At 52.3% G+C, this 13,391-nt stretch carries 15 protein-coding genes; 7 read left to right on the forward strand and 8 right to left on the reverse strand.

The window, feature by feature from the left end; translation table 11 throughout:
* The first annotated feature begins 9 nt into the window (after positions 1-9).
* From NP589_RS08900 to NP589_RS08910, 3 genes are read left to right on the forward strand one after another with little or no spacing between them, the layout of a single operon-like run.
* Complete coding sequence (locus NP589_RS08900; protein WP_256606668.1) at positions 10-1,089, forward strand: AI-2E family transporter; 1,080 nt, start codon at positions 10-12, stop codon at positions 1,087-1,089.
* An 8-nt stretch (positions 1,090-1,097) separates the two neighbouring features.
* On the forward strand, positions 1,098-1,871 hold the full coding sequence (locus tag NP589_RS08905) for a DUF3530 family protein (protein ID WP_256606669.1): 774 nt from the start codon (positions 1,098-1,100) through the stop codon (positions 1,869-1,871).
* Positions 1,872-1,895: 24 nt separating this feature from the next.
* A complete protein-coding gene (locus NP589_RS08910) occupies positions 1,896-2,132 on the forward strand; it encodes a TIGR02647 family protein (protein WP_256606670.1) in 237 nt (78 codons plus the stop codon).
* A gap of 7 nt (positions 2,133-2,139) precedes the next feature.
* On the opposite strand, the gene NP589_RS08915 is transcribed toward NP589_RS08910, so the two are convergent.
* Complete coding sequence (locus NP589_RS08915; RefSeq protein WP_256606671.1) at positions 2,140-2,505, reverse strand: DUF6164 family protein; 366 nt, start codon at positions 2,503-2,505, stop codon at positions 2,140-2,142.
* 75 nt (positions 2,506-2,580) lie between these two features.
* On the opposite strand from NP589_RS08915, the gene NP589_RS08920 reads away from it, so the two are divergent.
* A complete protein-coding gene (locus tag NP589_RS08920) occupies positions 2,581-4,284 on the forward strand; it encodes an ATP-binding SpoIIE family protein phosphatase (protein ID WP_256606672.1) in 1,704 nt (567 codons plus the stop codon).
* Positions 4,285-4,291: 7 nt separating this feature from the next.
* Here the strand turns inward: NP589_RS08920 and mutM are convergent, their stop codons facing one another.
* Genes mutM through NP589_RS08940 form a run of 4 tightly spaced genes read right to left on the reverse strand, consistent with a single transcriptional unit; the run spans position 4,292 to position 7,411 of the window.
* Positions 4,292-5,107, reverse strand: coding sequence for a bifunctional DNA-formamidopyrimidine glycosylase/DNA-(apurinic or apyrimidinic site) lyase (gene mutM / locus NP589_RS08925; protein WP_256606673.1), 816 nt, complete (start codon positions 5,105-5,107; stop codon positions 4,292-4,294).
* Positions 5,108-5,114: 7 nt separating this feature from the next.
* Entirely contained in the window at positions 5,115-5,738 is a 624-nt protein-coding gene (gene hflD, locus NP589_RS08930) for a high frequency lysogenization protein HflD (protein ID WP_256606674.1), read from the reverse strand.
* Between the two features lies 1 nt (position 5,739).
* Positions 5,740-6,177, reverse strand: a complete 438-nt coding sequence (locus NP589_RS08935) for a rhodanese-like domain-containing protein (RefSeq protein ID WP_064007365.1) — start codon at positions 6,175-6,177, stop codon at positions 5,740-5,742.
* A gap of 28 nt (positions 6,178-6,205) precedes the next feature.
* Entirely contained in the window at positions 6,206-7,411 is a 1,206-nt protein-coding gene (locus NP589_RS08940; protein ID WP_256606675.1) for an EAL and HDOD domain-containing protein, read from the reverse strand.
* A gap of 120 nt (positions 7,412-7,531) precedes the next feature.
* On the opposite strand from NP589_RS08940, the gene NP589_RS08945 reads away from it, so the two are divergent.
* The 3 genes from NP589_RS08945 to NP589_RS08955 are packed head-to-tail and all read left to right on the forward strand — an operon-like array spanning position 7,532 to position 10,614.
* Positions 7,532-7,741, forward strand: coding sequence for a heavy-metal-associated domain-containing protein (locus NP589_RS08945; protein ID WP_020485446.1), 210 nt, complete (start codon positions 7,532-7,534; stop codon positions 7,739-7,741).
* Positions 7,742-7,796: 55 nt separating this feature from the next.
* Complete coding sequence (locus tag NP589_RS08950; RefSeq protein ID WP_256606676.1) at positions 7,797-10,043, forward strand: heavy metal translocating P-type ATPase; 2,247 nt, start codon at positions 7,797-7,799, stop codon at positions 10,041-10,043.
* Between the two features lie 13 nt (positions 10,044-10,056).
* A complete protein-coding gene (locus tag NP589_RS08955) occupies positions 10,057-10,614 on the forward strand; it encodes a Uma2 family endonuclease (protein WP_256606677.1) in 558 nt (185 codons plus the stop codon).
* Between the two features lie 43 nt (positions 10,615-10,657).
* Here the strand turns inward: NP589_RS08955 and NP589_RS08960 are convergent, their stop codons facing one another.
* From NP589_RS08960 to NP589_RS08970, 3 genes are read right to left on the reverse strand one after another with little or no spacing between them, the layout of a single operon-like run.
* The gene (locus NP589_RS08960; protein ID WP_256606678.1) at positions 10,658-12,274 is read right to left on the reverse strand and encodes a methyl-accepting chemotaxis protein; all 1,617 of its coding nucleotides are present in this window, start codon (positions 12,272-12,274) and stop codon (positions 10,658-10,660) included.
* A gap of 15 nt (positions 12,275-12,289) precedes the next feature.
* Positions 12,290-12,871: a hypothetical protein gene (locus NP589_RS08965; protein ID WP_256606679.1), complete on the reverse strand. Its 582-nt coding sequence runs from the start codon at positions 12,869-12,871 to the stop codon at positions 12,290-12,292.
* Positions 12,872-12,882: 11 nt separating this feature from the next.
* Positions 12,883-13,389 (reverse strand): cytochrome c3 family protein, encoded by a 507-nt coding sequence (locus NP589_RS08970; protein WP_256606680.1) that lies wholly within the window; start codon positions 13,387-13,389, stop codon positions 12,883-12,885.
* Between the last annotated feature and the right edge of the window lie 2 nt (positions 13,390-13,391).

The raw sequence follows: 13,391 nt of genomic DNA on the forward strand, positions 1-13,391 counted from the left end.
GGTCGCATGATGGTAGAGATGAACGATTCGCAAAAATGGTTTGTACTGGCCTTTATATTGGCCTTCGGCGGCCTGTTGTATGTGTTGGCGCCAGTGCTGATGCCCTTTGCGTTTGCGGCTATTCTCGCCTACCTCGGCGACCCGTTGGTGGATAGGCTGGAAACTCTGCAATTTCGCGGTTGGCGTTTGAATCGGACGCTGGCAGTCATCGTGGTTTTTTCCGGCATCATCTTCTTCATAGCGGCGCTGTTGATCGTCATCATCCCGGCCCTGGAGTATCAGATCGGTGAATTCATCGACAAACTGCCGTCTTATCTAAACTGGATAAACAAATCGGTCGTGCCGGTTTTACAAAAATATCTGGGACGTACGGTTAGACCGTTGCGCGAAGATCAGTTAATCAATCTGATCAAGAGCCATTGGCAAGACGGCGGCGGTGTTGCCGAAAACCTGATTCAATCGGTCTCCCATTCCGGTGCGGTGATAGTCGGCTGGGTGATGAATCTGGTGTTGATACCGGTAATCACCTTCTATTTGCTGCGCGATTGGGACGACTTGGTGGCGCGGATCCACGATTTGTTTCCGCGCCGCGTTGCCGGCACCGTCGCGAAACTGGCTAGCGAAGCCGACGACGTGCTCGGTGCGTTCATGCGCGGCCAGTTTTATGTGATGCTGGCATTGGGCGTCATTTACAGCGTTGGCTTGTGGCTGGTGGATTTGGAGCTGGCCTTGGTGATAGGCATGATGGCCGGTTTGGTCAGCTTCGTGCCGTATATGGGCGCTATTACCGGTATTGTGTTTGCCTGTATCGCCGCGCTGCTGCAATTTCAGGATGCAATGCATTTATTGCCGGTTTTGATTGTTTTTGCGGTAGGGCAGAGCATGGAAGGCATGCTGTTGACGCCCTGGCTGGTCGGAAACAAAATCGGTTTGCATCCGGTAGCGGTGATGTTTGCCGTGCTGGCAGGCGGTCAGTTGTTCGGGTTTTTAGGCGTATTGTTGGCTTTGCCGGTGGCGTCGGTGATTATGGTTCTGTTGCGGCATATTCATGAGCGCTATACCTTCAGCGGTTTTTACAGCAAGGGTTAGTGGTCGCCATGCGCAGTGCCTCGTTATTTGCGGCATTATTGCTGGTCTCGACGCCGGTGTTTGCGACCGATAGCCGCAGAGAGCAGGACTTCGCAACGGCCATTCAGCAACAATTGTCCATGGGACAGGCGATTTGGTTAAAATCCGCCGACAAAACTTTTCTGGCGCTCTACACCGAAGCCGAAAAGACCGACAATAGTCAGGCGGCAATCGTACTGCATGATATGGGCGAGCATCCCGATGCCAAGCCCTTGATTCATCGCCTGAGAACCACATTACCGATACATAATTGGGCTACGCTTGCCCTACAAATGCCTATCAGGGAAAGCGGTGCGCGGTCGGAAGATTATTACCCGCTGTTCGACGAGGCTCGTGCGCGCATCGATGCGTCTGTGGAGCATCTCCTGAAAAGCGGTGCGAAACATATCGCGATTGTCGGCTATGGCATGGGCGCGTTGATGGCCGCCTATCGGCTCGGCGATAAACCCAATGATGTGACGGCGCTGGTATCGATTAGCTTGCCGGTGCCGCAAACGACCGCAGTGCCGGCGCAAAGCCTGGATTTGATTAAAAAAGTGCAATTGCCTTTTTTGGATGTGTATGCCGAGTTTGATTTACCGGCAGTGCTCGATAGCGCCCGGCAGCGGCGCATGGCCGGCAAGGATAATCCGGTTTATCGGCAAATAAGAATGGATGGCGAGGATCACGGCTATCAACAAGATTACGATTTGCTTGTAAAGCGCGTATACAGTTGGCTGACCACGACGGTCAGCGAAGATTAATAATTATTACAAAGGGTGTAACACATGCTTTTATCCGAGGAATTAGTCGCGGAAATTAAATTTTTATCGTTGTTCAATCTGGAGTCCGTACAAGAAGGCGTCAAGGTGCATGGCAATGCCGATCCGATATTGATCGGTGCGGCCCAACGCCTGTTCGACAAAGGTTTGGTCACCCAGCACGACGGCGGCTATCTGACCGACCTGGGTATCGAAGTCGCGGAACACGCCCAACGGATGTTGACGATATTGCAGTCTAACTAACTAAATTTCAAAGGCCTAGCTCGAATAACCATTTCAAGGACACGTAAAATATCAGGACTATGACCAAGCTATAGCCGAGAAATCGGACCGGTTTGTTCAGGTTGTGGCGTAAAAAGCCATGGTATTCGCCTTGAGCCTTTAATTGCCGGTACAGCGCGCGTTGGTTTAGGGCGCGTTCTTGCTGGTATTCGTCGAACAATTGTCTGGCTTTATCGACGTCATCGCGTTGATAAAGCCAGATGGCCGGCATGGAAATGCCCCAGTTGCCTGCCGAGGTTTCATAAAATTCAATGTCGTTGTCGGCCAGTAACTGCCGAACATCGTCTGCTTCGTCCGTGGGTACGCCTCTTAGCGAGAAAAATAAAATCGTCATAGCCAGCCGTATGGTGTGAGAAGCGCAGATTATAAATCAATAAGCATTCATCGAGAGCCGAGCACTATCTTCAGAATGAATCATCCGAACCCATTTCCACTGCCTGCTCAAACCTTTGTTGTTTTGCTGGAGGATGCTGGAGCAAACTCAAATGCGGATACTTTGCAGGGCGTGTTGCGCGCGCAGGATTTTCGCTGTGCGGTGGCGACGACTACGGAAGAGGTGATTGAACTGCTGACAGGCGCGCCGGTGGATTTACTGATTATTGCTTGTCGCGATTGGCCCTGGCGACAGGTAGCCGATATACGCGATGCGGCCGATTCCTACTTACCTATCATTCTGATTGCCGATGATTTGACCGACACGCTACTGGATCATTGCGCGACGGTTGAGATCGACGCAGTAATTTGTCGACCGGTCAATCAGCATTTATTACTGTTAAAAATCCGGTCGTCCTTAAAACTGCGCATGTTGTATCAGCACGAGCACGCGCAAAAAACCCAATTGCTCGACTATTGGCAAACATCCGACCTCGAACATGAAGTCGCGGCGAAACTGTTCAACGATGTGTTAAAAGCCGACTTTCTGGAAACCGAAGCCGTAGCAGTGGTGATGTCACCCATGGCTTTGTTCAACGGCGATTTGGTTTTGGTTGCCAAAACGCCGGAGAATCATTTGCATGTGCTGTTAGGCGATTTTACCGGCCATGGTTTGTCGGCATCGATAGCCGCCACGCCGCTGGCTGATATTTTCTATGGTATGACGCGCAAAGGTTTCGATATTAACGAAATCGTCACCGAGATTAACGCCAAACTGTATCGAATGTTGCCGGCTAACCGCTTTCTGGCGGCGACGGTGGTGGCGCTGTATCCCGAGTCCTCGTCGATGAAAAGTATTACCTGCGGTCTGCCCGAGCATTTTTTGGTCAACCATGCCGACAACAGTTTTTTGGCGATACGCTCCCTGAATATTCCGCTGGGTATTCAGCCGTCGATTGAAATCGAAGAGCAACTGCATCGGGTAAGCGAGAACGAGCGTTTATATCTGCTCACAGACGGTATTTTTGAGGCGGAAAATGCCGAAGGCGAGCTGTTCGGCGGAGAACGCATCCTTAACGCTATCCGGCAAAGTAAATCCGAGGACATCAGAAACTTGCAGGCCAGCCTTGAGGCGCACACAGGCGGTGCGGTGCAAAAAGATGACAATACTTTGGTTATTTTGAGCTGCGCGGTCGATAGCGTGCCCTGGGGGCGCAGAGAGGCGCGGCTGCCCCGGCAGCGTATTGCCGCGACAACCTGGAAGCAGGTAATGGAGTTTGATATCGATAGTCTGCGACTTATCAATCCAGTGCCGCTAATGGTCAACACGGTAATGGAAGTACAGGGTTTACAGAATTATCGCCAGGATATTTTCATGATAGTCAGCGAATTGTTCGCGAATGCGTTGGACCACGGCGTGCTGGGTTTGGATTCCGATTTGAAGAGCAGTCCGGAAGGTTTTATGCACTTTTATGCGATGAAGGACGAGCGCTTGCAACAGCTCCAGCGCGGCAGAATCCGTTTATCGTTTATACATCAAGCGACCGAGCCGGGTGGTCGCCTGGTCGTTAAAGTCCTCGATAGCGGCAACGGCTTCGATTGGCGGCGGCGCAATAGCATGCGGAAGCGCGACGAGGCCTACTGCGGTCGCGGAATTATCATGCTGGAGACTTTATGTAGTAGTCTGGTTTACCACGGTTGCGGCAATCGAGTAACCGCCGTTTTCGATTGGCAACATTGACGAGGGCTTAGCGTTGACAAGTTCCGCAATAGTAACTGGCGCGTTGCCCTATTTTGAGTTGCTGAATCGGTTCCTCACAGCGCAGGCAGGCTTGTCCGCCACGACCGTACACATTTAGGGATTGCTTAAAATAACCTGGTTTTCCCTCGGCATTGCTAAAGTCGCGCAGCGTTGTGCCGCCTTTGTCGATGGCTTGTTGCAATACGGTTTTGATCGCCGTCACCAACGCTTCGCACGCCGGCGTATCCAGTTCTCCGGCGGGACGAATCGGCTTTACGCCGGCCAAGAATAAAGCCTCACTGGCATAAATATTCCCTACCCCCACCACGACATGGCTGTCCATAATCAAGGATTTGATCGGTACCGCGCGGTTTGCCGTCCGTTGCCGCAGATAGCTTGCATCGAATGCCGTCGATAAGGGCTCTGGCCCCAGCGTTGCCAGCAAGGGATGTAACAGCGGGTCTCCGGCAGTCCATAAGGCCGCTCCGAATCGACGCTGATCGTTAAAGCGCAATACCGTATCATCGGCAAAAATGAAGTCGATGTGGTCGTGCTTGCGGACAGTTTGCTCGGGAGTGGTAATCCGTAAATTCCCCGACATGCCCAGATGCAGGATCAGTGTACCTCGCGCAGTGGCTAGCAATAAATATTTGCCGCGCCGTTCGACGCTTTCCAGGCGTTGGCCCGGCAAATCGGTGCTCAGCGCCTCGGGAACCGGCCAGCGCAACTGGGGATGACGAACGATGACGGATTTGAAAACTTTTCCGGTGATATGCGGTGCAATGCCGCGCCGACTGGTTTCAACCTCGGGTAGTTCCGGCATGTTAGCGTCAGATTTGGGTGAGTAGAAACTTTGCTTCGTCCTGGATTTTTTTGCGGAAGAACAATAACTTCCAACGACTGCCGCCGCATTGCCGCCACAACAAAGTGGCGCGAATGCCTGCCAACAGCAAAGCGCGAATTTTGTTCACCGTACTTTGATTACCCAGATATTGCTGATCACCTTGCACCATGATGCGTGGCTGCAGGGTACTGATCGTGCTGTGATAGACGTCGGCCAGATTGGCAAGCACATTTTCATGCAGTATGCCGAAATGTTCGGCTTGAGCCTGGGCCTTACTGACACCGGCCTGTATGGTTTTTTGCATATCCGGCTGCTTGATCAGTTGTTTTTGCAAATAGACGATCTGCGCGGCGTAACGGGCTTGCTCCGGACTGGCCAGCACCCGGCTGCCGAGTTGGGTCGTGAGCTGTTGCAAGCCGTGTTCGACACCGATCAAGCCGCCGTAGACATCGACCACGCTGTCTGCATCTATTTTCAGCAGACTGGCGATGCTGGCTTCCAATGCCGCGTTTGGGCAAGTGCCGGTGCCGGCAAGCTGATGCACCAAGGAGCAAGCCTGGGCAATGCCGGCCAACGCGATGGTTTGGTTACTGAGCGTGTTCAGGGACATATTACTTACAAGCTGTAGTCAAACAATCGGCTTTAACCGGGTGGCCGTCTTTGATCCACGACTGGATACCGTTGGATAAATGATAGACATTTTTCATGCCCAGTTGCTCGGTAAGGATTTGGCCGATCTTGCCGCTGCGATTCCCCGAACGGCAAACCAAAATGACTGGCTGGTCCGGCGACGATTTTAGTTTTTCCAGGTTGGCTAACCATTTTTCCTGGTCGAAGTGGCCGTTGCCGTCAAACGATTCCAGTTTCTGGCTATTGGCGATGACACCGGTGGCTTGCCATTCCGGCGCGGTGCGCACGTCCACGACCAGCGCATTGTGGTTTTGCTGCATGCTTAGCAGTTGTTCCGCCGTCACCTTGCCGAGTTCGGTGGCGTAAAGATGAGCGGCGAACAGACAGCCCAGCCAGAATAAAGTCAGTCTCAGTTTCATGATGATGTCGATCGATGGGGTAAATGGCTCAAGCGGCCAAGAAAGGTAAAATGCGCGTCGCCCACCAGTCTATGCTCTCCAGATAGATGTTGGCGATACGCTCGGGATTTATATCGCGGAAGGTGCTAAGGCCCGGCTCCCAGCGCTCGTAGGCGATGCAGAATTGTAACGCTTCGCCGGCGTTGCCGCGATATTTCAAAATGGCATCGTCGACATCTTCCGCCAGCGGCAATTGTTCCAATACTTTGGTCGCCGGCATGTCCAGCAAGCTGTCCAAACCCGACAGCATACCAATTAAAAAATAATGCTCCTGATCGTCTTTAAGTTCTCGCGCTATCAATTCGCACATTTTGGCGCGGATCAGCACGTTTTGCAGCACCGAAGACGGTTTGCCCGACATAGAGGATAAGGCCAGAATATTGACCCAGCGTTTGATCTCGACCAGTCCCAGACAGGCAATTGCATGCTGAATGGATTCTATTTTTTGCGGGAGGCCAAAAAATGCGGAATTTAAATAATGCAGCAACTTAAAACTCATCCCGACGTCTTGCGAGATGATCTTGCCTATTTCCGCAAAACTGGCATCCGCCTTATTCACGGTGGACAGCAATTGGATGGCGGCGGTTTGGCTGACGCCTAGCCGCTTGCCTTCCACGATATTGGGTTTACTGAAGAAAAATCCTTGAAACAGCTCGCAGCCCCATTCACGCAAGGTTTCAAATTCCTGATGCGTTTCGACTTTTTCCGCGAGCAATTTGAGTTTATAGGGTTTTAGCTGTTCAATCAGTTGCCGGGTGCCGTCCAGACCGTCGGCCATCACATCCAGTTTGATGATGTCGGCAAATTCCAGTAAGGGTAGCCAGTCCGGTGACAATACGAAATCGTCCAGCGCTATGGTATAGCCCAGTTGTGACAATTCTTTCAGGTTGGCGACGATGTTGTCATCGATAGTAACGCTTTCCAGTACTTCGATGACGATGCGCTCTTTGGGCAGATGCAGCGGCGTTTTGTCGAGTATATTTTGCGTGGTGAAGTTTATGAAGGCTTTGTGCGGGCCGACCAGTTCGTTCAGGCCGATTTCCAGCAGCGTGTCGGTGATGACTTGATTAGTGGCGTTGGCGGCACCATCTTTCAAACTGAGATCGAAATCCTTGCCTCTGAATAAAATCTCGTAGGCGAAAGTGTCCAGATGGCGGTCCAGGATTTGCTGTCTGCCAATCAGAAAATCTGTCATTTATTTACGGGCTCCCGATCATTGCACTATCATGAGAATAGGTCGCGCCTTATACCATGTTCAAACAGTTTAAGTCGAGAATGGCCGGCCAGTCTTAATTTCAATCATAAGGAGATAATTATGTCCGAATCAGCGTCATTGACAGTAAGCGGTATGAAATGCGGCGGTTGCGAGAGCAGCATCGTCAGCAAGGTATCGGCCATCGCCGGCGTGGTAACGGTGCAGGCCTCGCATAAAGACAAACGGGTCGAGGTCGAATTTGATCCGGCGCAAACCGATCTGGATGAAATCGAAGACGTCATCACCGACGCCGGTTTTAAGGTCGAATAAAGCCTCGTAAGCGTTCGGCCACGGATCAACACGATATTGCTCGGGAATCCTCATCATGACTTTAGATCAATCGACGAATCAGCACCAGGACATACGCCTTTCCATACTCGGCATGCGTTGTGCCGGTTGCGTCAGCGCGGTGGAAACTGCCTTGCAATCGGTACCGGGCGTTGCGTCCGTTGTCGTCAATTTTGCCGACCACTCCGCTACTGTCGGCGGCAATCCGGACCATAAAGCCATGAAGCAGGCCTTGAAATCAGCAGGTTACGATGCGGCGGTGATGGAAGGGTTGGAAGACCCGAGCGAAGAGGAAAAGCAGGAAGAAGAGCGTTATCGCGATTTGCTGCGCAAGGCAGGCGTGGCCGGCGCATTGGGTCTGCCCTTGATGCTGGGTGCGCATCTGGACTTGTTTCCGGCGATGGGTAGTGCCGCCGGCACGGTGTTTTGGTCCGAAGTGGCCTTATTGACGCTGGCGGTGATGTTTTATTCCGGTGGGCATTTTTTTCATAGTGCGCTTAAGTTGCTGCTGGTCAAGCAAGCCAATATGGACACGTTGATCGCGCTGGGCACCGGCTCGGCGTGGTTGTATTCTTGTATTGTCATCGATTATTCCAGTCAATTGCCTTCACTTTCCGCTCATGCTTACTTCGAGGCCTCGGCGGTGATTTTGGCGTTCATCAACCTGGGCAGTGCGCTGGAAACTCGGGCGCGGGGTAAAACCTCGGCAGCGATACGCGCGCTGATTGGTTTGCAACCCCGCACCGCCCGGGTGGTGCGAGAAGGGCAAGAGATTGATATTCCTATCGAACAAGTCGGTCTGGGCGAAACTTTGCGAGTCAGGCCGGGTGAAAAAATCGCCGTGGACGGCGTGGTGTTGGAAGGGCATTCGACTATAGACGAATCCATGCTGACCGGCGAATCGATGCCGGTTGAGAAAATCGAAGGCGCCAGCGTTGCCGCCGGCACCATCAATCAGCAAGGCAGTTTTTTATTCAGCGCGACGCGCATCGGCCGCGATACGGCTTTGGCGCAGATTATTCAAAGCGTACGGCAAGCGCAGAACAGCAAGCCGGCGATTGCCAAGCTGGCCGACAAGATTTCCGCGGTGTTTGTCCCCACAGTGGTGGTTATCTCTGTACTGACTTTTTTAATTTGGGTAAGCATCGGCCCCGATCCGGCCATGGGTTATGCGTTTGTTACGTCGATGACGGTGCTGGTAATCGCTTGTCCGTGCGCGCTGGGTTTGGCGACGCCGATTTCGGTGATGGTCGCGGTCGGCCGCGCCGCGCAAATGGGCATATTGATCCGTAAGGGCGAAGCCTTGCAGAGCGCCGGCAAGCTGACTTGTCTGATTTTGGATAAGACCGGCACCGTAACCGCCGGTAAGCCCAGTTTGGCTGAAGTGATCGCATTTGGCGATTACGACGAAGTTCGAGTGTTGCAGTATGCCGCCAGTCTGGAATCGGGTTCCGAACACCCCTTAGCCGCAGCGATACTGACTGCTGCTGAGCAAAAACAGTTAACGCTGGACAAGGTCAGAAAATTTCAGGCAGTGGCCGGTCACGGTATCGTCGGCCGCATTGCCGATCAGCAATGTTTGTTCGGCAATGCGGCGTTGCTGGCGGAATACTCTATCGACGAGAGCAGTCATCGCGACAAAATGGCCGAACTGGCGGCAAAAGGCCAGACGCCGATGTTCTTGGCGGTAGACAACACAGTGATTGGCATTGTGTCGGTCGCCGACCCGATTAAACCCGATTCCGCCGCAGCGGTGCAGCAATTACGGCAGAGCGGTATTCGCGTATTGATGGTTACGGGCGACAACGAGATCACGGCGCGGGCGATTGCAGGGCAAGCCGGTATCAGCGAAGTCCGTGCGCAAGTGTTGCCGCAAGATAAAGCTGCTGTGGTTAAGGCTTTGCAACAGCAAGGCGAAATTGTCGGCATGGTGGGTGACGGTATCAACGATGCGCCGGCCTTGGCGCAAGCGGATGTCGGTTTCGCCATAGGCACCGGCACCGATGTGGCTATTGAAAGCGCCGATATCGTGTTGCTGCAAGGATCGTTGTTAAAAGTATCCGAGGCGATGGCGCTTTCGAAGTTGACGGTCGCCAACATCAAACAAAACCTGTTAGGTGCGTTTTTCTACAATACCATCGGTATTCCGGTGGCGGCGGGTTTGCTGTATCCACTGTTTGGCATATTGCTGAACCCGATGATTGCCGGTGCGGCGATGGCTATGTCGTCGGTAACGGTAGTCAGCAACGCCAACCGTTTGCGCTGGATTAAACTGGATATTTGAGTAGGCGTAAAAAATGAATAGTGCGCCTAGATCCTCTACGCATCCATTCAGCGTCGCCGACTATCTGGGTTGGCCGGACGATGAGCGTTGGGAGTTAATCGACGGCGTTCCGTACAATATGAGTCCGGCGCCGAGTATCAAGCATCAGACTGTGGCGGGGCGTGTTTTTAGCCGGATGGAACAGTTTTTAAAAGGTAAGCCTTGCAAACCTTTCATAGCACCCGTGGACGTAATTCTCTCCGAGCATGACGTCGTTCAGCCCGATCTGTTAGTAGTCTGCAACCCGGAAAAGATTGGCGAAAAAGCCATACACGGTGCCCCGGATTTGGTGGTAGAGGTTTTATCCCCCAGCACGGCGCTAAAGGATATGCGTGAAAAGAAAGCGCTCTACGAACGTGCCGGCGTGAGGGAATATGTGGTGATCGACCCGTTGGAAAATTACGTACAACGCTTTTTCCTAGGCGAGGATGGGCTTTACGTCAACGCCGAGGTTTTCGGTGTCGACGAAGATTTGCCTCTGTTGAGTTTACCGGAATTGATTCTGCCCTTGGCAGAGGTATTTGAGTTGTAATTAGCTGTTAGTGCCGTTTGCGGCACGAACAGCTATTAGGTGTTTATAGCTTGAACTGTGAAATCGTGGTATGCAAATTACCGGCGATTTTTTGCAAATGATGGGCTTCTTGCGCGGTTTGCTCCGCGTCTCTTGAGTTGTTGATGGTGACGTCATTAATCGAGTTAATGTTTTGATTAATGTGCTCGACCACAATTTTTTGTTCTTTCACCGCGTCGGAAATATGCGTATTCATGGTGGAAATTTGCGCCACCATGCTTGAGATGTTATCCAGCAACTCGCCGGTACTTTCGATCACTTCAACGGTCTCTTTAGCCTGATTCCGGCTTTCCGACATGGCTTTTACCGCTTCCCGCGAGCCTTGCTGCAAGCGTTCTATCATCGCTTGAATTTCGTGGGTGGAGTCCTGGGTCCGGCTGGCCAGTGTGCGCACTTCGTCCGCGACTACCGCAAAACCACGGCCTTGTTCGCCGGCTCTGGCTGCCTCAATGGCGGCATTTAGCGCCAATAAATTGGTCTGATCGGCGATACTTTGAATCACATCCAGCACCGAGCTGACATTCACGCAATTTTGTTCGACATTACCGATCACCGTGCTGGCCCTGTCGATATTGTTCGACAGCGCATGAATCGATTGCACTGTATTGGTCACTACGGCCTTGCCGTTGTTGGCGGCGACGCTACTTCTCTGCGCAGTTTGGGCGGCGTTGGCGGTGTTGTTAGACACTTCTGTGACCGTCGCGGACAGTTCCGTTACCGTCGCCGCGACCTGGTCGGTACCCATTTGTTGTTTCAGAATATCCTCTTGCACCCGCTCGGACATTTGGCTCAAGCGGTTCGAGGCGGTGCTTAATTGATCGGATTCCATCGCCACTTGTCGCATCAAGCTGTGTAACACGCTTAGAAAACCGTTGAACTGGGTGACGATAATGCCGACTTCGTCGTTGCCTTCATGCGGAATGCGCCGAGTCAAATCGCCGCCGCCTTGTTTCAGCAGCTGCAACGATTTTTGTAGCGCGGTCAATGGCGGCTCTATTTTGAAGTAAAGCATGCTCAAACAGGTCATCACAAACAGTAACAGTCCGATGGAAAATGCAATTCGCGATAGGCTGTAATCGTGCAAGGATGAACTCAATTGCTCGTTGGCGAGAGCAAGCTCCCGGTCGAGTTGCTCGGTAATTCTGTTTAATTCACTGGTTAGGCTGGCGGCCGTATCGTCAAGGCCCGATCCGGGCGCTTTCATGGTGACTGTGCCGGCCTCGTTACCCAAATTGATATAGTCCCAGCCCATTTTGACGCCGGCATCGTGCATCGCTTGGATTTGCCGTTTCAATGCTTCAATTTGAGATTGCAGTTCCGGGCGAGATTGCGCGGCTTTGTCGAGATTAGCAAAGGCAGCATCCAAGTTTTGTTTCGCTTCCGCAAAGCCGCCATCACTGTGCGTGGCGCCGACGTCGGTAAGAAATTGTTGAATCTGCACCACATGAAAACGCACATGGGACAAATAGTCCGAGGTGTTTTGTTTCTGAGTCGCTGCCTGCAAGTTTTCGTCTATGGATTGAAACGCGTGCCACAGCGAAAATACAAACACTAGATTGGCAAATGCCAAAGCGGAAGCAATTAAGATCAGCGAAGATTTGATCGAGGTATTTTTAAACATGGGATTTGATGACAATTATTTTTCCAGTTTCTCTAAATCAGTCACCAACGCGGCCATTGCCGCGACGGCATGGTGTTGGGTTTCTGACAATGCGTCGCCGTTGTTTAAGGCGTATAAGCCGATTTGCCGGTTGAGTTCGGCAATTAATCGCGTGCGATGGTCCCGGCGGCTGCGTAGCTTGGCAACCATATTCGAGAACGATAGCGCCAGATCCTGCAGCTGATCGTGTTCCCGCAAGTGCGTGACGGTATCGAGTTTGCCGTCGCCGACTTCTTGGCAGAGTGTTTCGAAGCGGTATAAAGGGCCGGCGATTTTGTGCGAGGCGTAGAGAACGGTGCTAACCGCAATGCCGCCGGCAACCAAAATGGCCACCAAGTTGCCGATTAAAATCGATACGCCCAGTCGTTCCGCAGCGTTGACGATATTGGCGTGCGCCGATTGGGATTGAGCTTGCAGATCGCCGCCGGTCATCCAATAAATCAGGAGCGCCGAACACAATCCGGCGAGCAATATCAGCGCGAAAGCGCCGAGTATGAAACGGCCTTGGAAGTCCTTTTTGATAAAAATTTGGCGGCGTTTGGTAACGGTATTGTTCATTTTCAGGAACCTTAGTTGACGTTATGACAAGTTAAACAGAGCTCGCCGTCGCTGTTGTTACGGCGTAGTAAAAAGCTTTTTTTCAGCCTTTCAGCATTCATCAGTTTATCCATGAAACTGTGGCTGGCTTGCGGCCGGTCGCTATCCAGCTTGCCGTGCGTGTAGTGACAGGTTAGACAGGTAATGTCGTTTTCCTCGTTAAGCGGCAAGTCGGCGGGTACCGGAAAGTCGATATTTAAGCCCACTTTGTGGCCTTGATTGGGATTATGGCACGAGGAGCACATTGCCACGCCGTCTTTGCTGAAGGTGGTTTGATCGGCCGTCATGTTTTTGCTGTGCAAAATTCCCTCGTCTTTTAGTTCCGGGGTTGTGGTGTGGCAATTGGTACAGCCGGCTTGCGAAGATTGTTTGGAAATGAGATGCGGATTGTCGTCGGCGGTATGCGCGCCGCTGACGAACATTAGCAAAAGTGCGCCGGTGCCGCCGGCCAATAAGCATTTGTATAGGAGCTTGTTCATGA

This window comes from Methylomonas rosea (assembly GCF_024505055.1).
GTDB classification, from domain to species: domain Bacteria; phylum Pseudomonadota; class Gammaproteobacteria; order Methylococcales; family Methylomonadaceae; genus Methylomonas; species Methylomonas rosea.